We start from the raw sequence: 22,754 nt of genomic DNA on the forward strand, positions 1-22,754 counted from the left end.
TCGATATGAGTCCCGTTCTCGCCGGCGTGCTCCAGCTGCTGGCTCTGATAGCGGCACTGGCCCTCGCCTACCGTCCCCTCGGCGACTACATGGCCAGGGTCTACTCCTCCGACAAGCACCTGCGCGTCGAGAAGTGGATCTACAAGGGCATCGGCGCCAACCCGAATGCGCAGATGCGCTGGCCCGCGTACCTGCGCGGTGTCCTCGCCTTCTCCGCCGTCAGCGTCCTCTTCCTCTACCTCCTCCAGCGCGTCCAGGGCCATCTGCCCGGCTCGCTCGGCTTCACGGCGATCGACCCGGACCAGGCGTTCAACACCGCCGCGTCGTTCGTGACGAACACCAACTGGCAGTCGTACTACGGCGAGCAGGCCATGGGCCACGTCGTGCAGACCGCCGGTCTGGCCGTGCAGAACTTCGTCTCTGCGGCCGTCGGCATGGCGGTGGCCGTGGCTCTCGTCCGCGGCTTCGCCCGATCGCGGACCGGTGAGCTGGGCAACTTCTGGTCCGACCTGGTGCGTGGCACGGTCCGTATCCTGCTGCCGCTGTCGGTGGTCGCCGCGGTCGTCCTGGTGGCCTGTGGTGCGATCCAGAACTTCGCCGGCATCCACGAGGTCGGACAGTTCTTCGGCGGTTCGCAGCAGTGGAACGGCGGCGCGGTGGCCTCGCAGGAGGCCATCAAGGAGGTCGGCACCAACGGCGGCGGCTACTTCAACGCCAACTCCGCCCACCCCTTCGAGAACCCGACCCCGTTCTCGAACCTTTTCGAGATCTTCCTGCTGCTGGTCATCCCGTTCGCGCTGACCCGGACCTTCGGCCAGATGGTCGGCAGTATCCGGCAGGGGTACGCGATCCTCGCCACGATGGTCACCATCTGGATCGGTTTCACCGCGCTGATGATGGTGACCGAGTTCCACCACCACGGTCCCGCGTTCGACATCGCGGGCGGGGCGTTGGAGGGCAAGGAGACCCGTTTCGGTGTGGGTGCCTCGTCGATCTTCGCGGTGTCCACGACGCTGACGTCGACGGGTGCGGTGGACTCCTTCCATTCCTCGTTCACCGGGCTCGGCGGCGGCATCACCATGCTGGGCATGCAGCTCGGCGAGATCGCGCCCGGCGGTACCGGCTCCGGTCTCTACGGCATGCTGATCATGGCGATCATCGCGGTGTTCATCGCGGGTCTGATGGTCGGGCGTACACCGGAGTACCTGGGCAAGAAGATCGGCACCCGCGAGATCAAGTTCGCGGCCTGCTACATCCTGATCACCCCGGCGCTGGTGCTGATCTTCACCGCGGCGGCGATGGCCCTGCCGACCCCGGGCAACTCGATGACCAACAGCGGCGCGCACGGATTCTCCGAGATCCTCTACGCCTACACCTCGGGCGCCAACAACAACGGTTCGGCGTTCGCGGGCCTGAACGCGGACACGCAGTGGTTCAACAGCACGATCGGTCTGGTCATGCTGCTCGGCCGATTCCTGCCGATGGTGTTCGTCCTGGCGCTGGCGGGTTCGCTCGCCGAGCAGAAGCCGGTCCCGGCGACCGCGGGCACCCTGCGGACCGAGAAGCCGCTGTTCACCGGTCTGCTGGTGGGCGCGGTCCTGATCATCACCGGTCTGACCTACTTCCCGGCCCTCGCGCTGGGCCCGCTGGCCGAGGGGCTGGCGTCATGATCACTCGCATAGACAACCAAGAGGACGCTGTGTCCACGACTACTCCCACTCGGGCGCCGCACAGCGATGTGCCGATCGGCCGCAAGGACGAAGGAAAGGTCGGCGCGGGTCTGTTCGACCCCAGGCAGCTGATCAGGTCGCTGCCGGACGCGTTCCGCAAGCTGGACCCGCGGGTGATGGTCAAGTCGCCCGTGATGTTCGTCGTCCTGGTCGGCTCCGTGCTGACGACGGTGTTCTCCTTCAAGGACCCGGGCGACTGGTTCGGCTGGGCGATCAGTGCCTGGCTGTGGCTCACCGTCGTCTTCGCCAACCTGGCGGAGGCGGTGGCCGAAGGGCGCGGCAAGGCGCAGGCGGACACCCTGCGCAAGGCCAAGACCGACACGGTTGCGCGCCGACTGCTGAAGGACGGCTCCGAGGAACAGGTGCCCGGCACCGAGCTGAAGATCGGTGACCTGGTCGTCTGCGAGGCGGGCGACATCATTCCCGGTGACGGTGATGTGGTCGAGGGTGTCGCGTCCGTCGACGAGTCGGCCATCACCGGCGAGTCCGCCCCGGTCATCCGGGAGTCCGGCGGCGACCGGTCCGCGGTCACCGGCGGCACGAAGGTCCTCTCCGACCGGATCGTCGTCAAGATCACGACGAAGCCCGGTGAGACCTTCATCGACCGGATGATCGCCCTGGTCGAGGGCGCGGCCCGGCAGAAGACGCCCAACGAGATCGCGCTGAACATCCTGCTCGCCTCGCTGACGATCGTCTTCCTGCTCGCGGTGGCCACCCTGCCGCCGTTCGCGGACTACGCCGGCACCCACCTCACGATGGTCGTGCTGGTGGCCCTGCTGGTCTGTCTGATCCCGACCACCATCGGTGCTCTGCTCTCCGCGATCGGCATCGCGGGAATGGACCGGCTCGTGCAGCGCAACGTACTTGCCATGTCCGGAAGGGCGGTCGAGGCGGCGGGCGATGTGTCGACGCTGCTGCTGGACAAGACCGGCACCATTACGTTGGGCAACCGACAGGCGTCGGAGTTCGTGCCGGTGGCGGGGACGACCGAGGCCGAGGTCGCCGACGCCGCCCAGCTTTCGTCGCTGGCCGACGAGACACCCGAGGGCCGCTCCATCGTCGTTCTGGCGAAGGAGAAGTACGGGCTGCGCGAGCGCCACCAGGGCGAACTCGCGGGTGCCGAGTGGATCGCCTTCACCGCCCAGACCCGCATGTCGGGTGTGGACGTCGACGGCCGCAGGATCCGCAAGGGCGCCGCCGGTTCGGTCATCACCTGGGTCAAGGAACAGGGCGGCACTGTCTCGACGGACGCCGACACCCTGGCCAACCGGATCTCCGAGGCGGGCGGCACCCCGCTGCTGGTCGCCGTCGAGGACGAGCAGGGAGCCCGGGTCCTCGGGGTCATCCACCTCAAGGACGTCGTCAAGGACGGCATGCGCGAGCGGTTCGAGGAACTGCGCCGCATGGGCATCAAGACCGTCATGATCACGGGCGACAACCCGCTGACCGCCAAGGCGATCGCCGAGGAGGCGGGCGTCGACGACTTCCTCGCGGAGGCCACTCCCGAGGACAAGATGGCGCTGATCAAGCGGGAACAGGCCGGCGGCAAGCTCGTCGCGATGACCGGCGACGGCACCAACGACGCCCCCGCGCTGGCCCAGGCCGACGTCGGCGTGGCCATGAACACCGGAACCTCGGCCGCCAAGGAGGCCGGGAACATGGTGGACCTGGACTCCAACCCCACCAAGCTCATCGAGATCGTCGAGATCGGCAAGCAACTGCTGATCACCCGGGGCGCGTTGACGACGTTCTCCATCGCCAACGACGTCGCCAAGTACTTCGCGATCATCCCGGCGCTGTTCGCCGCCGTCTACCCGGGCCTGGACAAGCTCAACGTCATGCACCTGTCCTCGCCCGACTCCGCGATCCTCTCGGCCGTCATCTTCAACGCGCTGATCATCATCGCGCTGGTGCCGCTCGCCCTGCGGGGCGTGCAGTACCGCCCGGTCAGCGCCGACAAGCTGCTGCGGCGCAACCTCGGGATCTACGGACTCGGTGGCCTGGTCGCCCCGTTCATCGGCATCAAGATCATCGACCTGCTCATCTCCCTCATCCCCGGGCTGTAACTCTCGAAAGCGTGCTGATCCTCATGAACAACTCGGTAAGCAACACGGCCCGGTTGCTCTGGGCCGGCCTGCGGGCCCTGCTCGTCCTGACCGTCGTGTGCGGTGTGCTGTATCCGCTCGCCGTCACCGGTATCGCCCAAGGGATCTTCCCCGGCAAAGCGAACGGCTCGGAGATCAAGGCGGACGGCAAGGTGGTCGGCTCCTCGCTCATCGGGCAGGCGTACAACCTGCCGCTGAAGAAGGGCCAGGAGACCCCGGAGCCGGACCTGAAGTGGTTCCAGGGCCGTCCGCAGAACGGTCTGGGGACCAACAGCGTCAACACCCAGTACAAGCTGATCCTGTCCGGTGCCACCAACCGGTCCGGTGACAACGCCGACCTGATCAAGTGGGTCAAGGACGCCAAGGCCGCCGTCATCAAGGACAACTCGGTCCCCGGCTACACGGTCAAACCCGCGGACGTGCCCGCCGAGGCGGTCACCTCCTCCGGCTCCGGTCTGGACCCGGACATCTCCCCGGAATACGCGGACATCCAGGTCCACCGGGTCGCCGAGAAGAACCACCTGCCCGTCGCCCAGGTGCGGAAGCTGGTCGACGAGCACACCGACGGCCGGACCCTCGGCTTCATCGGCGAACCCCGCGTCAACGTCCTCGACCTCAACATCGCGCTCAAGGAACTCGTGGCGAAGAGCTGATGGCCTTATGCGCACCGCGCGGGAGTCGGCGACCGGGGAAGACACCCCGGCTCGTCGACTCCCGCGTTCACGAAGCCGGTTCCACAGGATTCGGCCCTCCGTCCCACAGAGAAGGCACACACCGATGACCCGGGTACTGGTGGTGGAGGACGACCCTCAGCTCGTCCGGGCCCTCGTGATCAACCTGCGGGCCCGCAAGTACGGAGTGGACGCGGCCCCCGACGGCACCACTGCCCTGCGCATCGCCGCCGCCCGGCAGCCCGACGTGGTCCTGCTCGACCTCGGACTGCCCGACATGGACGGCACGGACGTCATCAAAGCCCTCCGCGGCTGGACTCGCGTACCGATCCTGGTGCTGTCCGCGCGCCGGGCCTCCGACGAGAAGGTCGCCGCGCTCGACGCGGGCGCCGACGACTACATCACCAAACCGTTCAGCATGAACGAACTGCTGGCCCGGCTGCGCGCCGCCGTCCGCCGCACCGGGGACATTCCCCTGGCCCCCGAGACGACATTCGTCACGACGGACACTTTCACCCTCGACCTGCTCGCCAAGAAGGCGACCCGCGCCGGGCGCGACGTACGCCTCACACCGACAGAGTGGCATCTGATGGAGATCCTGGTCTGCAACCCCGGCCGGCTCATCACACAGAGGCAGCTGCTGCAGGAGGTGTGGGGGGCCGGCCAGAGCGACAAGAGCAACTACCTGCGGGTCTACATGGCCCAACTCCGCCGCAAGCTGGAGACGGACCCCGCCCACCCTCGTCACCTCATCACCGAACCCGGCATGGGTTACCGCTTCGAACGCTGAGCCCCTGGCTGAAACTCCCGACGTGATCCCGACCGGATCCCCTTCGAGACCACCCTTGGCACCCCACGGCCCCGCCCGTAGAGACGAAGAGACGAGAAGATGGCACGCGGCGAACTTCGGATCTATCTCGGTGCGGCACCGGGGGTCGGCAAGACGTACGCGATGCTCTCCGAGGCGCACCGCCGGGTCGAGCGGGGCACCGACTGCGTGGTCGCGTTCGTGGAGCGCCACCACTGGCCGCACACCGAGGTGATGCTGCACGGTCTGGAGCAGGTTCCGCGCAAGGAATCTGGAGTACCGCGGCACCGCCTTCACGGAGATGGACGTCGACGCGGTGCCGGCCCGGCGGCCCCGGGTGGCAAGTCGTACGCCGGGCCGACCAGATCGAGCTGGTCGACATGTCGCCGCCCGCGCTGCGGCGCCGCATGGCGCACGGCAACGTCTACAAGCCCGACAAGGTCGACGCGGCTCTGTCCAAGTCATCGGTGACGACGTCCCCCGGCCGCGTCCGATCCGCTGCCCGGCCGCCCCGATTTTCCGGCGACCGCCACCCTCCAGCCGACTCCGACCCGGCCGGCGGCCCGCACGATGCCGACCCCGGATCCGGGAAGGAGGCTTCCCAGGCAGAGCCATGAAGCATTCCCTGACGAGGTGCGAAGCCTTGGCGCGTCCTTGACGCTCCTCGTTGTGAAGCCGTGGTCACACTGGCCTCGAACAGCCCTGATCCCCCCACACTCTGCACCGCGAGGTCCCCGATGGCGTACGGTCTGGCCCGCCGCGAACTGCGGCCGAAAGTTCCGTTGCTGCCCGGGGAGGGCGAACGGCACCACCTCACCAGTCTTGAAGGGCTCGCCGCCCTGTCCCTGGACGCGCTGAGCTCGGTGGCGTACGGGCCCGAGGCGATCGTGCTCGTCCTGATCGCCGCCGGGACCGGGGCGCTGTCCGCGACACTGCCGGTGACCTTGGTCATCGCCGCGCTGCTGGCGGTGCTCGTCGTGTCCTACGGGCAGGTGATCGCCGTTCACCCGGACGGCGGTGGCGCCTACGCGGTGGCCAAGAAGGATCTCGGCCCCAGGACGAGTTACCTCGCGGCGGCCAGTCTCGTCGTGGACTACGTGCTCACCGTGACCGTCAGCCTGGCGGCCGGAGCGGCCAGTCTCGCGTCCGCCTTCCCCTCGCTCGGCTCGTATCTGCTCGAACTCTGCCTGGCCGGGCTCGCTCTGCTCACGGTCGTGAACCTGCGGGGGGTGGCGGAGAGCGCCCGGGTTCTGATGCTGCCCACGGTGCTGTTCATCGTGAGCATCCTCGGCATCGTCGTGCTCGGGCTTTTGCGCCCACACCCGCTGGCCGTCGTCGGGACCGACCAACCCGTCCACGCCACCGAGGCATTGGGCGTGCTGCTGCTCCTGAAGGCGTTCTCCTCGGGCTGCTCCGCGCTGACCGGAGTGGAGGCCATCGCCAACGGGGTACCCGCCTTCCGCGCGCCGCGCGTCAAGCGGGCGCAGCGCACCGAGCTGATGCTGGGCGCGCTGCTCGGGCTGATGCTGATCGGGCTCGCGGTGCTGATCCGCCGTGACCATGTGGCCCCGCGCGGCGGCGTGACCGTACTCGCGCAGCTCACGGCGGGCTCGTACGGGACGGGCTGGGCGTACTACGCGACCAACCTCATCGTCACCGTCGCTCTCGCCCTCGCCGCGAACACGAGCTTCGGCGGTCTGCCCGTCCTGATGAGCCTGCTGGCCAAGGACCACCGGCTGCCACATCTGTTCGGGCTGCGCAAGGAACGCCCCGTCTATCGCTGGGGAGTGGTGGCCCTTGCCCTGCTCGCGGCTCTGCTGCTGATCGCCGTGAACGCGGACACGCACCGGATGATCCCGCTGTTCGCGATCGGTGTGTTCATCGGCTTCACGATCAGTCAGATCGGGCTCGTACGGCACTGGAGGCAGGACCGGCCGCCCGGCTGGCTGCGGCGCGCGGTACTGAACGGGATCGGCGCGGTGCTGACGGCCGTGGCGGGCATCGTCCTGCTGGCCACCAAGTTCCTGGAGGGTGCCTGGGTGGTGGTTGTCGCCATTCCGCTGCTCATGCTGTTGTTCGCCCGAGTCCAGCGTTACTACACGGAGGTCGGCCGGGAACTCGGGCTGGGGGAGATCCCGCCGCCGGTGCGGATCACCGACTCCCTCGTCATCGTGCCGGTCGGCGAGGTCAGCAAGCTCACCCAGCACGCGCTGACGGCCGCCCGCGCGCTCGGTCACGACGTCGTCGCGGTCGCCGTACACGGAGATCCGGCCAAGGCCCGTGCCCTGGAGGAGAGTTGGGCCCGCTGGAATCCCGGCGTGCGTCTGGACGTCATCGACAGCCCGCAACGCTCCCTCGTGGAACCGATCGTCGACTACGTCCGGCGGGCGGAGAAGGAAGGACGGCAGATCGCCGTCCTCGTCCCCGAGGTCGAGCCGCGCCACCGCCGCTACCAGATCCTTCAGAATCAGCGCGGCCTCCTGCTGGCCGCCGCGCTGCGGGCCCGTACGGACGTCGTCGTCTGCGTCGTGCCGTACCGGCTGAGTCTGTGAAGTCCCACAGGCTCAGCCGGTGCCCGGGCCGTTACAGCAGGCCGTCGGCGATGGTGCCCAGGGACAGCGCCGACAGGAAGTCGAGCAGTGCCAGGACGACGCGGAGACCTGCTGCACAGCACCTTCCAGCGCGAGCGGAACCTCGCCGCCCTGCTCACGCACCCACGCCGCGGCCGACGCCGCAGCGCCCTTGCGCAGTCGCTCCCCGTCGGGAAGGTCGACCCCGGACATCCGGGTGGCGGCGCTGAACGGCACCCACACGGCGCCGTTCGCGACCCGCTCGGTCAACTCGTACTTCTCGTAGGTGAATTCGACGATGGAGCGGCCCTCGGGCGTCTCGTCGGCCAAGGAAAGGAGCGCGGCCCGCGCCAGCCGCTCCACGGGGACCGCTTCGACCGGGAGGAACGCGCTCGCCCGCCGGTTGCCGAAGGTGATCGTGCCCGTCTTGTCGAGCAGCAGGGTGTTGACGTCACCGGCCGCCTCGACCGCCCTGCCGGACGTGGCCAGTACGTTCCGCTGCACCAACCGGTCCATGCCCGCGATGCCGATCGCCGACAACAGCGCGCCGATCGTGGTCGGGATCAGGCAGACCAGCAGTGAGACCAGCACGATGGCGGTGACGCCGTTCGCGTCGAGCGCCGCGGTGTCGTGCGCGGCGGCCATCGCGTCCTTGGAGAAGATCGCCATCGGTTGCAGGGGCACGACCGCGACCAGGAACACGAAGGTCAGCATGACCAGGAGCAGGTTGAGGGCAAGCTCGTTGGGGGTCTTCTGCCGGTTGGCGCCCTCGACCAGGGCGATCATCCGGTCCAGGAAGCTCTCCCCGGGCTCCTGGGTGATGCGTACGACGAGGTGGTCGGAGAGCACCCGGGTGCCGCCGGTGACCGCGCTGCGGTCGCCGCCCGACTCACGGATGACCGGCGCGGACTCACCGGTGATCGCGGACTCGTCGACGCTCGCGGCGCCGTCGACGACATCGCCGTCGCCGGGGATCAGCTCTCCGGCGGACACGGACACGATGTCGCCCCCGCCTCAACCCGGAGGCGGCGACGGCCACTTCGAGGCAGGCGTCCTGAGTCGCCCCGGGCTCCCAGCCGGCGAGGCGCCAGGCGGTGGTCTGCTGCCGGGTCCTGCGCAGTGAGTCGGCCTGTGCCTTGCCACGGCTCTCGGCCACGGCTTCCGCGAGGTTGGCGAAGATCACCGTCAGCCACAGCCAGACGGTGATCAGCCAGCCGAGGAGGCTGGGGTGGACGACGGCGATGCCCGTGGTCAGCGCGGCGCCGACCTCGGTCACGAACATGACCGGATTACGGAACAGGGCCACCGGATTCAGCTTGGTGAACGCCTGCGGGAGCGCATGCCATGGTTGCGTCGGATCGAGCATTCCGGCGCCAACCCGGCGCGGCGGCCGGTCGGTTCTTGGGGGAGGGGAGGGGAGGTCGGCCCGGGGGCCGGGCGGGGGCGGACACCAGAACTTCTCCGGCGTGCGTCCTCCGCCGGGCGGAAGCCTCGGCACGGCGGAGGACCGGGGTGGGACCAGGGATTACAGCCCGACGTCGCGGTGACTCATGTCGTCCAGCGACTCACGCCGTACGAGCACGCGCGCGATGCCGTCGGAGACCGCGACCACCGGGGGGCGGCCGACGAGGTTGTACCCGGAAGCCATGGAGAGGTGGTAGGCGCCGGCCGCGGGGACGGCGAGGAGGTCGCCGGGGCGCACATCGCCGGGGAGGGCCACCTCGTCCGCGAGGATGTCGCCCGCCTCGCAGTGCCGGCCCACGACGGTGACGAGGCGGGGCGGTGCGCAGGAGGGGCGGCCGATGAGCCGGGGCGCGTAGCGCACTCCGTACAGCGCGGGCCTGGGGTTGTCGCTCATGCCGCCGTCGACGGCGACGAAGGTGTGGGCGCCGGTGCGCTTGACGGCCAGCACCCGGTAGACGGCGACCCCGGCGGGGCCGACGATCGCCCGGCCGGGTTCGAGGGTGAGCCGGGGCACGGGCAGTCCGGCGCGGGCGCAGCCGTCCTCGAGCTCGGCACGGACCCTCCCGGCCAGGACAGAGATGTCGAGGTGCTCCTCGCCGGGGCGGTAGGCGATGGCGTGGCCGCCGCCGATGTTCAGCTGGGGGAGGGCGATGCCGTGCTGGCCGTGGACGCGGGCCATCAGTCCGACCATGCGGCGCACGGCGGCGACGTACGGCTTCACGGTGGTGACCTGGGAGCCGATGTGGCAGTGCAGGCCGACGAGTTCGAGGTGCGGCTGGTCGAGGATCCGGGTGACGGCGTGCTGCGCGGAGCCGTCCGTGACCGACAGGCCGAACTTCTGGTCGTCCGTGCCGGTGCGCACCTTGGCATGTCCGCCGGCCACGATGCCGGGCACCACCCGCACCATGACCGGCTGGCGGCTTCCGGCGGGAGTGATCGCGGCCAGCCGGGCGATCTCCGAGGTGCTGTCCACGACGACGCGTCCGACACCGAGCCGGAGGGCTGTACCGAGGTCCTCGGGGCTCTTGGCGTTGCCGTGCAGCACGATCTTCTCCGGCGGAAAGCCGGTGGTGACGGCGAGTGCGAGTTCTCCGGCGGAGCAGACGTCCAGACCGAGGCCCTCTTCCTGGACCCAGTGGACCATGGCCCGGCACAGGAAAGCCTTGGCCGCGTAGACGATGTCGGCGTCGGGGAACGCTGTGCGGTAGGCGCGACAGCGCTCCCGGACCTCCTGCTCGTCGAGGACGTAGACCGGGGTGCCGAAGCGGTCGGCGGCCTCGGCCAGGGAGACACCGCCCACGGAGACGTCCCTGTCGGGTTCGGGGCGGGCTGAACGGGGCCAGACCGAGAAGCCGTCGGCGTCTCGCGCGTCGGCGTGGGGTCCTTCGCCGGAGCGGCCGGCTCCGCGTGCCCGCCGTCGCTGAACGGACGGTTTCCCGGAGGGCGCTTCCTGAACGGACGGTTCCTGAACAGGGAGTTCCTGGATGGACATGACGTCTCCTCAGCCGATCAGCGGGTTCAGACTCGGGACGCCGGCCGCGGTTCCGGTCACCCGCAAAACAACGGTGTGCTGGGGATGCCAGCGGTGCCAGGAGTTCTCGCGCTCGCGGACCGTGGCCGCGGTGCGGTCGGTCGTGGGGGCGGAGAACTGCGGGTCGACGGTGAGGGCGGTGACGCCCAGAGGCGCGGCGAGGGCGCGCAGTGCTGGTTCGGAGAGCCGGATGGAGGTCTGGTCCGGGCCGAGCGTGGCGGTCAGCCTCGCGACCGAGGTGAAGCCGACGGCCGTACGGCCGCCCAGCGGAGTGCGGAAGAACCGGGCCGTACAGCCCGCTGGCCCCGACCGGACAGGGACGAAGAGAAGTCCGGCCGGGAAGGGTTCAGAGGGCTCGGGGTCCTCGGAGTACTCGACTGGAGACATGGTGTTGCTCCTCGCGGAAGGCGACGTGCGCCGCCCGGTCGGATCGGCCGGGCGCTGCGACGAAGCTATGCCCGCCCCACCGGGGTCGGGGCCCCTCACTGACGGATGCTTGACGGCAAGCCCCGCACCCATGACGCGATGCTGACGGAGGCGGGGATGCACTGGTCAGAGCAGTGGCGGAGTCTTCGGGGATACCTGCGGGGCACGTGCCCTGTCACCCGACCGATGACGAGCAGGACGGAGCGTTGTAGGTGAGGGGCGTGCGAGGTGAGCGATCCGGACGTCAGGCAGGGCAGGCCGAAGGGGATGCCCGACCGGCAGACGTAGGCCGGCGTGTACACGCGAGTGCACGCGAGTACACGCCGTACCCAACCGCTGCCCTGGTGGACTGAGGCGCCTGGCCTGCGGCCACAGGACAGCTGGTTGGTGCTTGAAAGGCCGCTTGCGGCGGCCGATCGGATGTCTCAGCCCCGATACCCGCCGTTCGGTGCCTGCAGCAGCCGGTCCAGCTCGTTGTCGGCCTCGTCGTACCCGGCGTCGGAGATCCGTTGCAGCTCACGCAGGTCGCCGGTCGCGGCCGCACGTCGAGTGAGCAGCAACCCGGCGTGCATGGATCCCTCGTCCAGCAACTCGCTCAGCTCCCTGAGGTCACCGGCCGCGTCGGCAAGGTCGGCCAGCCGGTGGCCCAGCACCTCGACGGTGCCGCGGGTGGGACGGGCGAGAGCCCCGAGGAGAGCGAGCAGGGTGGTCCTGCCCGCGCCGTCGGGGCCGAGCAGCGCCCGGTGCTCGCCGGTCCGTACGGTCAGCGACACGTAGCTCAGGATCGCGCTGCCGTCGCGGAGGAGCTCCACGTCCTGCGCGTGGAGTACCGGTGCCGTGGTCACGAGGAGGCCTGTTCGCAGCGGTTGACGGCGGCCATGACCGCGTGGACCGACGCGGTCAGGACGGAGGTGTCCCAGCCCGCGCCCCAGCAGGTCACGCCGTTCACACGGCACTCGGCGTAGGCCGCGGCGGGGCTGCCCGGCCCGGTGCCGGTGGAGTGCTCGGTGTAGCCGAGGATGTCGACGGTGATGCCTACGGTGCGCAAGGCGTCGGCGAGGGCGGACAGCGGTCCGTTGCCGGTGCCGTGGCAGGAGTGCTCCTGCCCGCCGGTGCGCAGGGTACAGGTGAACCGGTGCTCGCCGGGGGCGGGTTCCGTGGCGTTCCAGGAGGCCAGGGCGATGGGGCCGTCCAGGGCCGGGGCGATGTAGGTGGTGCGGAAGAGTTCCCACAGCTCCTTGTGGCTCAGCTCCTGGCCGGTGGTGTCGGTGACGTGCTGCACCGTGCGGGAGAAGTCCGGTCGCATGGCCCGGGGCAGGTCCAGGCCGTGGTGGGTGTGCAGGAGGTGGGCGATGCCTCCCTTGCCGGACTGGGAGTTGATGCGGATGACCTCCTCGTAGGTACGGCCGATGTCACCCGGGTCGATGGGCAGATACGGCACCGCCCACGGCATCTCCTCGGCGGCGACGCCCTGTTCGGCGGCCTGCTCGGCGTGATGGGCCAGGCCCTTGGCGATGGCGTCCTGGTGGGTGCCGGAGAAGGCGGTGTGCACGAGGTCGCCACCGTAGGGGTGGCGGGGGTGGACCGGCAGCCGGTTGCAGTGCTCCACCACCTCGCGCACCGCGTCGATGTCGGAGAAGTCGACCATCGGGTTCACGCCCTGCGCGTACAGGTTGAGGGCCAGGGTCACCAGATCGACGTTCCCGGTGCGCTCGCCGTTGCCGAACAGGCAGCCCTCGACGCGCTGCGCCCCCGCCAGGACGGCGAGTTCGGCGCAGGCGACGCCGGTGCCGCGGTCGTTGTGCGGGTGGACGGAGAGGATCACCGAGTCGCGGCGTGCCAGGTGGCGGTCCATGTACTCGATCTGGTCCGCGTACACGTTGGGCGTGGCGATCTCCACGGTCGCGGGCAGGTTGTGGACCACCGGCCGGTCGGGGCTCGCCTCCCACAACTCGGTCACGCTGTTGCAGACCTCCAGGACGAAGTCAGGCTCCGTGAGGTTGAAGACCTCCGGGGAGAACTCGAACCGGATGCCGGCGCCCGGCCGCTGTTCGGCCTTGCGCATCAGGTGGCCGGCGGCGTCCAGGATCAGCCGGTGGACCTCGGCACGGGAGCGGGCCAGGACGACGTTCCGCCAGGTGGGCGCGGTCGCGGTGTAGAGGTGTACGAGGGTGCGGGGGAGGCCTTCGACGGAGGCGATGGTCCGGTCGATCAGGTCTTCGCGGGCCGCGGTGAACACGGAGACGGTCACGTCGTCGGGGACGGTGCCGCTGTCGGCCAGGTGCCGTACGAAGTCGAAGTCGGTCTGGCTGGCGGACGGGTATCCGACCTCGATCTCCTTGAAGCCCATGGTGACCAGGAGGTCGAACATCCGGCGCTTGCGCTCGGTGTCCATCGGCTCGGCCAGCGCCTGGTTGCCGTCGCGCAGGTCGACCGGCACCCACAGCGGGGCCCGCTCGATCCGGCGCGAGGGCCAGGTGCGGTCTGTCAGGGGCAGGGCGACCCGCTGGTGCGCGGGCTGGTAGCGGTGGTGCGGCATCGCGCTCGGCCGCTGGGGGTTCCAGCGCGGCGCGTCCGCCGGGACGTCACCGGCGGGAGTGCGCAGGGTGGGAAACGCCGTGCTCTGAGAGGGAGCTGCCATGGTGTGCTGAACTTCTTCCAGTCGGCCATCGTGTGACCGGCGCAGCCCCGTACCCCGCTGCGGGGTGCCGGTCGTGTCAGGCCCCGCAGCGGCAGCCGAGGAGAAGGAGCTCGTGCAGCAGCATGCGAGGTACAGTAACGACAACTCAGCTCCTCAGACAACCTGAGAGGTGTAGGAAGGTGAACCTCACATGCCACTAGGCGCCTTGCGGCCGTCCCCCTTGGTCGAACAAGCCACGGAACACCTGCGCGAGCAGATCACCGGCGGCGAGTGGTCCCTGGGGACGAAGCTCCCCGGCGAGACCGCCCTCGCCAAGTCCCTCGGCGTGGGGCGCTCCACCGTTCGCGAGGCCCTGCGCGCACTGGCCGGCGCGGGACTGGTGCAGGCACGCCAGGGATCCGGGGTCTTCGTCATCGCGACCGAGCCCAGGGAGGACTGGTCCACCCGACTCCGCCAGGCGGCCATCACGGACGTCTACGAGGTGCGGATGCTCATCGAGGTCGAGGCCGCGCAGTTGGCCGCGCAGCGCCGGACCGAGGACGACATCACCGCCCTCCACGAGGCCCTGGCCAGGCGCCGTGACGCCGCGAACGCCGGCAACGCCGAGTTCGTCGAGGCCGACATCGCCCTGCACCAGGCCATGGTCGCCGCGGCCCACAATCCTGTGCTCACCGGCCTGTTCACCGAGTTCGTACCGGTGCTGCAGCGACGGCTGCTCGATCTGGTCGAGTTGCTCAGCCTGCGCTCCGACGATCCGAACCACGGCGACGCGGGGCACGCCGTCCTGGTGAACGCCGTCGTGCAGGGGGATGCCGAGGCGGCGGGACGAGCACTGCGTGACGAGCTCCAGCAGACCCTCGCCCTGCTCCACTCCCTGTGATCCGCGTCGTCGTCCGTCGTTTTCCCGGAGAGCGTAGCCATGCTCGATGCCGAACCGTGGGTACGGGCTTTCCCCTCCGTCGTGTTACCCGCCACGCCCTGGACGGTCCTCTTCTTCCCGCACTCGGGGGGCTCCGCCGACTCCTGCCAGGACCTTGCGGCGCGGCCGGCCGGCACCGCCCGGACGGCATGCGTGCAGTGCCCGGGGCGTGGAAAAACGGGGGCGCGAGCCTCTCTTCACCGATGTGCACGTCCTCGCGGACCAGGGGGCCGAGCGCTCGCCCCGGTCCGCGGGGACGGACCGCTGGTCCTCATCGGTCACAGCCTGGTCCGGCCCCCGACGAAGCGGACCCGCGCCGGCCTCCTGGGTGGTGGCCGGCGCGGGCCGCGTTCACCGGAAGGTCTGGCGCATCTCGCCCAGGCCGTCGATCCGGCTGACCAGGACGTCGTCGGGGCCGAGGAACCGCTGCGGAACGCGACGGTTGCCCACCCCGGCCGGGGTCCCGGTGAAGATCAGGTCGCCGGGGTGGAGCGGGCACACCGCGCTGATGAACTCCACCAACTGCGGAACGGAGAAGATCATCTCGCTGGTGCGTGCCGCCTGGACGCTCTCGCCGTTCAGCAGGCACTCGATCGCGATGTCGTCCCGGTCCGGCAGCTCGTCGGGGGTCACCAGCGCCGGACCGGTCGGGCCGAAGCCCGGATACGACTTGCCCAGCGAGAACTGCGGCGGTTTGCCGGTGAGTTGGAGGACGCGTTCGGAGAGGTCCTGTCCCACGGTGAGCCCGGCCACGACCTCCCAGCCTTCGCTCGCCGGCACCCGATGGCAGGGCGCACCGATGACGGCGACCATCTCCAGCTCCCAGTCGACGTTGCCCTTGGGCAGTTCGACCTCCGCGGCCGGGCCGACGATGCAGCTGGGAAACTTGGTGAAGAGGAGAGGGATCTCGGGCGGGACGTACCCGGCTTCGGCGGCGTGCGGACGGTAGTTCAGCGCCACCGCGAAGACCTGGCGTGGTCGCGGGACCGGCGCGTCCAGATCGGCGGGCCGGTACGGGCTCGCCGCGGGCAGTTCGGCGCTCCCGGCCCAGGCCCGGAACTCGGTCCAGTTGTTCAGGACGTCCATGGGGTCCGGGCCGAAGCGTCCCGAAGAGGCGTCGGCGATGTCGACCGCGCCGTCGTCGGTGAGCAGGACGGCGCGGTCGGCCAGCGTGGCTGTGCGCATCTGCTCCGCCTCAGTTCGCCGGGCCGTAGAGGTCGATGGAGAACGGCTCGGTGTCGTGCGCGTCCTTCCAGCCGACCACGTGGTTCCGCAGCGTGCCGACGCCCTCGATCTCCGCCTCGATGCGGTCGCCCGGCTGGAGGTAGAAGTCGAACGGATTCGGCTGCACCGCGGCGACGCCCGAGATCGTGCCGGTCGTGATGATGTCGCCGGCCGTGTAGCCCTGGGCCGAGTGGTAGGCGACCAGGTGCGGGATCGAGATGATCATCTTCTCGGTGTTGCCGGTCTGCCGCCGCTCGCCGTTGACCCGGAGCTCCATCGCGAGCGCGTGCGGGTCGGGAACCTCGTCCTTCGTGACGATCCAGGGGCCGATGGGGCAGAAGGTGTCGATCCCCTTCGAGAAGGAGAAGACGCCCGACTGCATCTCGCGGCGCTGGATGTCACGCGCGGTGATGTCGTTGAAGATCGTGTAGCCGGCGATGTAGTCCTCGGCTTCCTCCGGCCCGAAGAACTTGCCGCTCTTGCCGATCACGATGGCCAGCTCGAGTTCGTAGTCGAGCTCCTTCGTGAGCCCCTCGGGGTACACGATCGGCTGGTCGGGACCGATGATCGCGTCGACGTTCTGGAAGAAGACGATCCCCTTGTGCACCGGGTGCGACCAGTCGACGGCGGTCAGCTCGTCGTGGTGGTCGGTGAAGTTGCCGGCGGTGTGGAAGAACTTCTTCGGCACGATCGGCGCCCGCAGGGTGACCTCCTCGAGGGGGAAGCGCCGCCCGGTCTCCCCGACCTTCCCTTCCTGCTCGAAGTAGTCGCGCATCGACGGGACGTCGAGCTCGACGACGGCCTCGCCGTCGACGTAGCCGACCCGGCCGTCGTTGAAGGTCACGAGTTTCATGCGGAGTCTCCTGGTGGTCCGACGCGGAAGACGCGCAACTGCAGCGCGAGCGTCACGTAGTAGCCCACCAGGGTGGTGAGCTCCACCACCGCCTCGATGCCGTTCAATGAAACGGCCCGGTCGAAGACGGCGTCGTCGGCGTCACCACGCGCGACCAGGACCCGCACCAGTTCCAGGGCGGCGGCTTCGGCGGGGTCCGAGAGCTCAGGTGCCGTGCCGGCGTTCACCGCGGCGATCTCCGCGTCGGTCAGACCCGCCGCCCGGCCGATCGGCTCGTGGGCGTAGCGCTCGAAGGCCGAGTCCCAGTGGGCCGCGACCGCGAGGATGGCGAGTTCGCGGATTCGACCGCTGAGCGAGGTCCGGTAACGGATCGCCGAGCCCAGCTCCTGGAGGGCCGCCCCGACCCTGGGTGCGAACAGCATCGCGTTGAAGGGGCCGTTGAGTCTTCCCTGTGCGTCGGTGAGGGCGAAGAGCTGGGGACCGCCGGCGCGTGGTCCTCCGGTGATCGCGTCGTAGAGGGGGCGTTGGTCGAGGTCGAGTTCACCTGGGGTGAGGCGGGGCAACCGAGTCATGGCGCCGAGTGTCGTGCGCGCGCCGGAGTACATGCAGAGCTGTGCCGAGCAATGGCATCGCACTTCCGCACGTTCCAATGATTGAAACGAACGTAGTGCGGATCACACACCATCGCCTTTCATCCCTCGCATGGATGACTGGCTCGGACTCGATCATCGCGCGGCCCTGGTGGCCGGTGCCGGCGGCATCGGCGCGGCTGCGGCCCTCGGCCTGGCCCGGCACGGTGCCCGCGTGACCGTCATGGACGTCGACGAGGAGCGACTCGCCGCCCTCGCCAAGCAGGCCGTGGAGGCCGGACTCTCGATCGCGACCCGTGCGGCCGACCTCACCGACCCGCGGAGCGCTCGTTCCGCGGTCGACGAGAGCGCCGAGACGATGGGCGGCCTCGACGTCTTCGTGCACGCGGTCGGCATCAACGACCGGCGCCCGGTGCTCGAGACGCCCGACGACGTCTGGGAGCGGATCATCGACGTCAACCTCAAGAGCGCCGTGTGGAGCGCCCAGGCGGCCGGCGCCCGGATGGTGTCCGGCGGCTACGGCCGGATCGTCCTGCTGTCCTCGGTCTCCGGACTGCTGGCGCACGCCAACCACGCTCCGTACGCCGCCACCAAAGGCGGTATCAACCAGCTCTGCCGCGTCATGGCTCGCGAATGGGCGCCGCACGGCGTCACGGTCAACGCCGTCGCACCCGGTTACACCGAGACCGATCTGACGCGCGCCTACCTCGACAAGCCCGGCATACGCGACGGCATGGTCGGCCTCGTTCCGGCCGGCCGGCTCGGCACCGCCGACGACGTCGTCGCACCCCTGCTCTTCCTCTGCTCCACGCAGTCCGCGTTCGTGACGGGCCACGTCATGTACGTCGACGGCGGTCGCACCCTCGTCTGAAAGGCAGACCCATGAATCTTCCGCAGCGATTCACCGACAAGGTCGTCCTGGTCACCGGTGCCGGCACCGGCCTCGGCGCCGAGATCGCCGTCCGGGCGGCCCAGGAGGGTGCCGACGTCGCGATCCATTACCGCAGCTCGCAGGCTGGCGCACGCCGTACGGCCGACCGGGTCGAGGCCGAGGGGCGCAAGGCCTTCCTCGTCCAGGCCGACATCGTCGAATGGGCGCAGATCACGCGCATGGCCGACGAGGTGTGGGGCCACTTCGGCCGGGTCGACGTGGCGATCAACAACGTCGGCGACATGGCCAGTGACCAGATGTCGTGGCGTGAGATCACCGAAGAGGCGGTCGACCACACACTCGCCGTCGACCTCAAGGGCACCTTGGTGTGCACCCACGAGTTCGGCTCCCGGATGCTGGAGCAGCCCGGCGGCGGCTCGATCGTCAACGTGGGCTCCACGGTCGTCGTCCGCGGCAGTGCAAGGGCACCGCAGTACGCTGCCGCGAAGTACGGCATCCTCGGCATCACCAAGTCCTACGCCCAGGCGTTCGCGCCCAAGGTCCGGGTGAACACCTTCGCGCCCGGATTCATGGAGACCGAACGCATGCTCAACCGTGAGGACTACAAGAACGGACGCGGCGAGAAGCTGCGGGAGATGACCCCGATGCACCACATCCCGAAGCCCGAGGAGATCGCCGGCACGGCGCTCCTCCTCGCGACCGCGGACGCCCAGCACATCACCGGCAGCTACTTCGTCGCCGACGGCGGCTACAACATGATCGGAGCCTGACATGTCCGATCAGCGCATCCTCTTCGTCGACGGCAACGTCTTCGACGGCTCGGGCACCCCGGCCGTCCGCGCCGATGTGGTCGTCCGCGGCGAGACGATCGAGGCGGTCGTCGTCGGCGGTGGCGTGGAGAGGCGACCGGGCGACCAGGTCGTGGACTGCACCGGCAGGACGGTCATGCCGGGCATGACCGAGTCGCACTGCCATCTGACCTTCCCCTCGGCGGTCGGTCACCTCGACACCTCCTTCAACCCGCCGCTGGACGTCAGCTTCTTCCACCACATGCCGACGCCGGACGAGCACCTCGAGATCGCGAAGCGCAACGCGCGCATCCTGCTCGACCAGGGCTTCACCAGCGCCTACTCGGCCGGCTCGCTGACCCCCGTACCGACCGAGGTGATCCTCCGCGACCAGATCAAGGCCGGCGCCGCGGTGGGACCCCGGATGCGCGCCGCGTCGTTCGAGCGCGACAACAACCCGGTGCAGATGGGCCCCGACGGCCCCCGCGAGCAGAAGACGGGGCCGGACGCGGTGCGCGCGTTCATACGCGAGCAGGCCGCGATCGGCTTCGACAGCGTCAAGCTGCTGATGAGCAACGACGACGTCTTCTTCGAGGGCGGGTCGATGGTGACCCAGTACAGCGCCGAGGAGGCACAGGCCGCCGGCCGGCAGGCGCGCGAGTCCGGTGTCTGGCTCAACTGCCACGCCCAGAATCCCGAGTCGATCAAGCGGGCGGTCACCAGCGGCTTCCGCTCGATCTATCACTGCTCCTACGCCGACCAGGAGGCGATCGACCTCCTCGAAGAGGCGAAGGACTCGGTCTTCCTCTCGCCCGCCGTCGGCATCATGTGGGCCAACGTCCACGAAGGCGAGGAGTTCGGCATCGACACCGCGATGGCCCGGAAGATGGGCTCGGTGAAGGCGCTCGACGCGATGACGAAGCTCTACCCCGAGCTCCGCAGGCGCGGACTGCGCGTGCTGCCGGGCGGCGACTACGGCTTCCCCAACAACCCGATAGGCCGCAACGCCCGCGACCTCGAACTCTTCGTCGAGCTCTTCGGTTACAGCCCGCTGGAGGCACTCAAGGCGGCAACCTTCCACGGAGGTCAGGTCCTCGACCTCCCGGTCGGCCTCCTGGCGCCGGAGTACCTGGCCGACATCCTCGTCGTGGACGGCGACCCGACGAATGACGTGACCGTGCTGCAGGACGCCGGGAACCTCGTCGCCATCGTGCAGGGCGGCCGGTTCCACAAGGGCGCCGAGCAGCTCACGCGCGGTGCTGCATGAGGCGGTTCGACGACGTCGAGTACGCCGTGATCCCGGGCTTCCGCCCGCTGGAGCTCGACCTGTACCTGCCCGACGCGGTATCCGCGGCGGGCACTGTCGAGGTGCCGGTCATCGTCCACGTGCACGGCGGTGGGTGGCGACGCGGTTCGCGTCGTCATCCGCTGCCGCGCCTGGGTGAGGACTTCTACCCCGCGATGGTGCGGGCGGGTTTCGCGGTGGCGGCGATCGACTACCGGCTCAGCGGCGAGGCGACCTACCCGGCCGCGGCCGACGACGTTCGCGCCGCGGTCGCGGCCGTGGCCGAGGTCATGACGCCCCACGGGGTCGGCGCGGGGCAGGTGTTCCTCTGGGGCGACTCCGCCGGCGGGCACCTCGCTCTGCTGGCCGCGCTGACCGGCTCCGCCGTGGCCGGAACGGTCGCGTGGTTCCCGGTCACCGACCTGACCGCCATGCCCGACCCCGCCGATCCCCTGACACGTGAGGCGTTCTTCCTGGGAGCGCCGGCCGCGAAGGTCCTGGACCTCGCCCGCGAGGCCAGCCCGATCCACCACGTGCGTGCCGACGCGCCGCCCGTACTGGTCATGCACGGCGACAGCGACACGATGGTGCCGACCGCGCAGAGCGTCGACTTCGCCGCGGCCCTGACCGCGGCGGGAGGGTCCGCGCAGTTGGTGCTCGTGCCCGGCGCGAGCCACTTCTGGGACGGCGCCGCGGACGTGACCGCCCTGCAAGAGCAGTCGCTCGCCTTCTTGCAGAAGCTCGTCACGTCATGACCCGTCCGCTGATCCCGGGGTTCAACCCGGACCCCAGCGTGGTGCGGGTCGGTGACGACTACTACCTCGTCACCTCGTCGTTCGAATACCTGCCGGGGCTGCCGGTCTACCACAGCACCGATCTGCGGGACTGGCGTCAGATCGGTCATGTGGCGACCAGGCCGGAGCAGGTCGAGCTCGATCAAATCCCGACGCCCGGCGGAGTCTGGGCCCCGACACTGCGCCACCGCGACGGCCTCTTCCACCTCGTCGTCACCGTCTTCCTCGGCGGCCGGGGCTGCGTCGTCTTCACGGCGACCGATCCGGCCGGGCCGTGGAGCGACGGCGTGAGCATCCCCGCCGTCGACGGGATCGACCCCGATCTCGCCTGGGACGACGACGGCACCGCGATCATCACGTTCGCCCGCCATCCCGACCCGATCCAGCAGGTCCGCGTCGACCTGACGACCGGCCGGGCCATCGACACGCCCCGGCCGGTCTGGGCCGGCAGCGGCGGCTGTTCCCCCGAGGGCCCGCACCTCTACCGCCGTGGCGCATGGTGGTACCTGGTGGTGGCCGAAGGGGGCACGGACCGCGGCCACGCCGTCACGGTGGCCCGCGCCCGAAGGCCGGACGGACCGTTCGAGAGCTGCCCGGGGAATCCGGTCCTCACCGCCGCCGGCACCGGCCGGCCGGAGCAGAACCTCGGCCACGCCGACCTCGTCGAGACCGACTCGGGGACGGCGCTCGTCTGCCTCGGGGTCCGGCCGGTGGGGCTGGGGCAGTCGTTCTCGCCCCTCGGCCGCGAGACCTTCCTGGCCGACGTCGACTGGGCCGACGACTGGCCGAGCGCGCGGCTGACCGAGTTGCCTCCGGCGCCGGACGAGGAGGTCACCTACGACCTCGGCGCGCCGGACGCGCTGACCGACCCGGTCTGGATCGCCGTACGCCAGTTGCCGGGCGCGGTCGCCACTCCCACGCCCGACGGTCTCCTCATCCGGCGCACTTCCGGTCACACCGGGCTGGACGGCCCGCGACCGGCCTTCGTCGGGCGTCGGCAGCGGCATCTGGGCGCCGTGGTGAGCGCCGTCTTCGACGTCCGGGAGGGGCGCGGGGGGCGCGGGGGCCTCGCCTTCCGCAACGCGGAGGACAACCTGGTGGCCCTGGAGGCCCGGGCCACCGCGACCGGGGTCGAGGTCGAGGCGCGGGTGGTGGTGGCGGGATTCGACCGGACCTGGCACGCCACCCTGCCGTGCGGAGACGTCGAGCTCACCATCGCGTCGGCGCCGCCGCCCTCCGACTTCTCCGCCGGTGCGGTCGGGGGCGACCGGATCCGGTTGACCGCCCGGGTGGCGGACGACGACGTGACGCTTGCCGAACTGGACGGCCGGCACTGGTGCTTCGAGACCGCCAAGGCGTTCACGGGCCGGGTCGTCGGGCCGTTCGCGACCGAGGGCGCGGTCCGGGTCCGCCGGCTCCGGTACTCGGGCCGGTCCTGACGTTCCGTTCAGTCGGTCCTGGCG

17 protein-coding genes and 3 pseudogenes are annotated in these 22,754 nt (G+C 70.0%); 12 read left to right on the plus strand and 8 right to left on the minus strand.

Features of this window, described 5'->3' with window-relative positions; translation table 11 throughout:
• Positions 1–5: 5 nt before the first annotated feature.
• From kdpA to OG780_RS37745, 6 genes and pseudogenes are all read left to right on the plus strand, one after another.
• A complete protein-coding gene (kdpA, locus tag OG780_RS37720; protein WP_328455851.1) occupies positions 6–1,670 on the plus strand; it encodes a potassium-transporting ATPase subunit KdpA in 1,665 nt (554 codons plus the stop codon).
• Complete coding sequence (kdpB, locus tag OG780_RS37725; protein WP_328455853.1) at positions 1,667–3,796, plus strand: potassium-transporting ATPase subunit KdpB; 2,130 nt, start codon at positions 1,667–1,669, stop codon at positions 3,794–3,796. Before kdpA ends, kdpB begins: the two co-directional genes overlap by 4 nt.
• A gap of 23 nt (positions 3,797–3,819) precedes the next feature.
• Entirely contained in the window at positions 3,820–4,488 is a 669-nt protein-coding gene (locus OG780_RS37730; RefSeq protein ID WP_328455855.1) for a potassium-transporting ATPase subunit C, read from the plus strand.
• A gap of 124 nt (positions 4,489–4,612) precedes the next feature.
• A complete protein-coding gene (locus OG780_RS37735) occupies positions 4,613–5,296 on the plus strand; it encodes a response regulator (protein ID WP_328455857.1) in 684 nt (227 codons plus the stop codon).
• A 99-nt stretch (positions 5,297–5,395) separates the two neighbouring features.
• A pseudogene (locus OG780_RS37740) lies at positions 5,396–5,772 on the plus strand (histidine kinase); the annotation flags it as partial.
• Between the two features lie 279 nt (positions 5,773–6,051).
• On the plus strand, positions 6,052–7,866 hold the full coding sequence (locus tag OG780_RS37745; protein ID WP_328455859.1) for an APC family permease: 1,815 nt from the start codon (positions 6,052–6,054) through the stop codon (positions 7,864–7,866).
• Positions 7,867–7,968: 102 nt separating this feature from the next.
• Here OG780_RS37745 and OG780_RS37750 read toward each other — a convergent pair.
• The 5 genes and pseudogenes from OG780_RS37750 to leuA form a co-directional block, all read right to left on the minus strand.
• A pseudogene (locus OG780_RS37750) lies at positions 7,969–9,250 on the minus strand (HAD-IC family P-type ATPase); the annotation flags it as partial.
• A 159-nt stretch (positions 9,251–9,409) separates the two neighbouring features.
• On the minus strand, positions 9,410–10,840 hold the full coding sequence (gene lysA, locus OG780_RS37755; RefSeq protein WP_328455861.1) for a diaminopimelate decarboxylase: 1,431 nt from the start codon (positions 10,838–10,840) through the stop codon (positions 9,410–9,412).
• A 9-nt stretch (positions 10,841–10,849) separates the two neighbouring features.
• A complete protein-coding gene (locus OG780_RS37760) occupies positions 10,850–11,266 on the minus strand; it encodes an SAV_915 family protein (protein WP_328455863.1) in 417 nt (138 codons plus the stop codon).
• A gap of 670 nt (positions 11,267–11,936) precedes the next feature.
• Positions 11,937–12,117 (minus strand): annotated as a pseudogene (locus OG780_RS37765) (ATP-binding cassette domain-containing protein); the annotation flags it as partial.
• A gap of 29 nt (positions 12,118–12,146) precedes the next feature.
• Complete coding sequence (gene leuA, locus OG780_RS37770) at positions 12,147–13,946, minus strand: 2-isopropylmalate synthase (protein ID WP_328455865.1); 1,800 nt, start codon at positions 13,944–13,946, stop codon at positions 12,147–12,149.
• A gap of 190 nt (positions 13,947–14,136) precedes the next feature.
• On the opposite strand from leuA, the gene OG780_RS37775 reads away from it, so the two are divergent.
• On the plus strand, positions 14,137–14,826 hold the full coding sequence (locus tag OG780_RS37775; protein ID WP_328455866.1) for a FadR/GntR family transcriptional regulator: 690 nt from the start codon (positions 14,137–14,139) through the stop codon (positions 14,824–14,826).
• Between the two features lie 390 nt (positions 14,827–15,216).
• On the opposite strand, the gene OG780_RS37780 is transcribed toward OG780_RS37775, so the two are convergent.
• The 3 genes from OG780_RS37780 to OG780_RS37790 are packed head-to-tail and all read right to left on the minus strand — an operon-like array spanning position 15,217 to position 17,514.
• Positions 15,217–16,050, minus strand: coding sequence for a fumarylacetoacetate hydrolase family protein (locus OG780_RS37780; protein ID WP_328455868.1), 834 nt, complete (start codon positions 16,048–16,050; stop codon positions 15,217–15,219).
• A gap of 10 nt (positions 16,051–16,060) precedes the next feature.
• Positions 16,061–16,942 carry a fumarylacetoacetate hydrolase family protein gene (locus tag OG780_RS37785; protein WP_328455870.1) on the minus strand — a complete coding sequence of 294 codons (882 nt, stop codon included), beginning with the start codon at positions 16,940–16,942 and terminating at the stop codon, positions 16,061–16,063.
• Positions 16,939–17,514 carry a carboxymuconolactone decarboxylase family protein gene (locus tag OG780_RS37790; RefSeq protein ID WP_328455872.1) on the minus strand — a complete coding sequence of 192 codons (576 nt, stop codon included), beginning with the start codon at positions 17,512–17,514 and terminating at the stop codon, positions 16,939–16,941. Before OG780_RS37790 ends, OG780_RS37785 begins: the two co-directional genes overlap by 4 nt.
• A 130-nt stretch (positions 17,515–17,644) precedes the next feature.
• Between OG780_RS37790 and OG780_RS37795 the strand changes: the two genes are divergently transcribed.
• The 5 genes from OG780_RS37795 to OG780_RS37815 are packed head-to-tail and all read left to right on the plus strand — an operon-like array spanning position 17,645 to position 22,730.
• A complete protein-coding gene (locus OG780_RS37795) occupies positions 17,645–18,403 on the plus strand; it encodes an SDR family NAD(P)-dependent oxidoreductase (RefSeq protein ID WP_328455874.1) in 759 nt (252 codons plus the stop codon).
• An 11-nt stretch (positions 18,404–18,414) separates the two neighbouring features.
• On the plus strand, positions 18,415–19,194 hold the full coding sequence (locus OG780_RS37800; protein WP_328455876.1) for an SDR family NAD(P)-dependent oxidoreductase: 780 nt from the start codon (positions 18,415–18,417) through the stop codon (positions 19,192–19,194).
• Between the two features lies 1 nt (position 19,195).
• The gene (locus tag OG780_RS37805; RefSeq protein ID WP_328455877.1) at positions 19,196–20,479 is read left to right on the plus strand and encodes an amidohydrolase family protein; all 1,284 of its coding nucleotides are present in this window, start codon (positions 19,196–19,198) and stop codon (positions 20,477–20,479) included.
• Positions 20,476–21,252, plus strand: coding sequence for an alpha/beta hydrolase (locus tag OG780_RS37810; RefSeq protein ID WP_328455878.1), 777 nt, complete (start codon positions 20,476–20,478; stop codon positions 21,250–21,252). Before OG780_RS37805 ends, OG780_RS37810 begins: the two co-directional genes overlap by 4 nt.
• Positions 21,249–22,730, plus strand: a complete 1,482-nt coding sequence (locus tag OG780_RS37815) for a glycoside hydrolase family 43 protein (RefSeq protein ID WP_328455879.1) — start codon at positions 21,249–21,251, stop codon at positions 22,728–22,730. Before OG780_RS37810 ends, OG780_RS37815 begins: the two co-directional genes overlap by 4 nt.
• Positions 22,731–22,754 lie beyond the last annotated feature (24 nt).

The sequence above is a fragment of the Streptomyces sp. NBC_00386 genome, assembly GCF_036063235.1.
Taxonomy (GTDB): Bacteria; Actinomycetota; Actinomycetes; order Streptomycetales; family Streptomycetaceae; genus Streptomyces.

What these genes read in the sequence shown, in the direction of transcription:
- kdpA (WP_328455851.1), top strand. Translation starts at nt 6, where the DNA reads ATGAGTCCCGTTCTCGCCGGCGTGCTCCAGCTGCTGGCTCTGATAGCG.
- OG780_RS37735 (WP_328455857.1), top strand. Translation starts at nt 4,613, where the DNA reads ATGACCCGGGTACTGGTGGTGGAGGACGACCCTCAGCTCGTCCGGGCC.
- OG780_RS37775 (WP_328455866.1), top strand. Translation starts at nt 14,137, where the DNA reads ATGCCACTAGGCGCCTTGCGGCCGTCCCCCTTGGTCGAACAAGCCACG.
- OG780_RS37745 (WP_328455859.1), top strand. Translation starts at nt 6,052, where the DNA reads ATGGCGTACGGTCTGGCCCGCCGCGAACTGCGGCCGAAAGTTCCGTTG.
- OG780_RS37760 (WP_328455863.1), bottom strand. Translation starts at nt 11,266, where the DNA reads ATGTCTCCAGTCGAGTACTCCGAGGACCCCGAGCCCTCTGAACCCTTC.
- OG780_RS37730 (WP_328455855.1), top strand. Translation starts at nt 3,820, where the DNA reads ATGAACAACTCGGTAAGCAACACGGCCCGGTTGCTCTGGGCCGGCCTG.
- OG780_RS37805 (WP_328455877.1), top strand. Translation starts at nt 19,196, where the DNA reads ATGTCCGATCAGCGCATCCTCTTCGTCGACGGCAACGTCTTCGACGGC.
- kdpB (WP_328455853.1), top strand. Translation starts at nt 1,667, where the DNA reads ATGATCACTCGCATAGACAACCAAGAGGACGCTGTGTCCACGACTACT.
- OG780_RS37815 (WP_328455879.1), top strand. Translation starts at nt 21,249, where the DNA reads ATGACCCGTCCGCTGATCCCGGGGTTCAACCCGGACCCCAGCGTGGTG.
- OG780_RS37795 (WP_328455874.1), top strand. Translation starts at nt 17,645, where the DNA reads ATGGATGACTGGCTCGGACTCGATCATCGCGCGGCCCTGGTGGCCGGT.
- OG780_RS37810 (WP_328455878.1), top strand. Translation starts at nt 20,476, where the DNA reads ATGAGGCGGTTCGACGACGTCGAGTACGCCGTGATCCCGGGCTTCCGC.
- lysA (WP_328455861.1), bottom strand. Translation starts at nt 10,840, where the DNA reads ATGTCCATCCAGGAACTCCCTGTTCAGGAACCGTCCGTTCAGGAAGCG.
- leuA (WP_328455865.1), bottom strand. Translation starts at nt 13,946, where the DNA reads ATGGCAGCTCCCTCTCAGAGCACGGCGTTTCCCACCCTGCGCACTCCC.
- OG780_RS37785 (WP_328455870.1), bottom strand. Translation starts at nt 16,942, where the DNA reads ATGAAACTCGTGACCTTCAACGACGGCCGGGTCGGCTACGTCGACGGC.
- OG780_RS37780 (WP_328455868.1), bottom strand. Translation starts at nt 16,050, where the DNA reads ATGCGCACAGCCACGCTGGCCGACCGCGCCGTCCTGCTCACCGACGAC.
- OG780_RS37800 (WP_328455876.1), top strand. Translation starts at nt 18,415, where the DNA reads ATGAATCTTCCGCAGCGATTCACCGACAAGGTCGTCCTGGTCACCGGT.
- OG780_RS37790 (WP_328455872.1), bottom strand. Translation starts at nt 17,514, where the DNA reads ATGACTCGGTTGCCCCGCCTCACCCCAGGTGAACTCGACCTCGACCAA.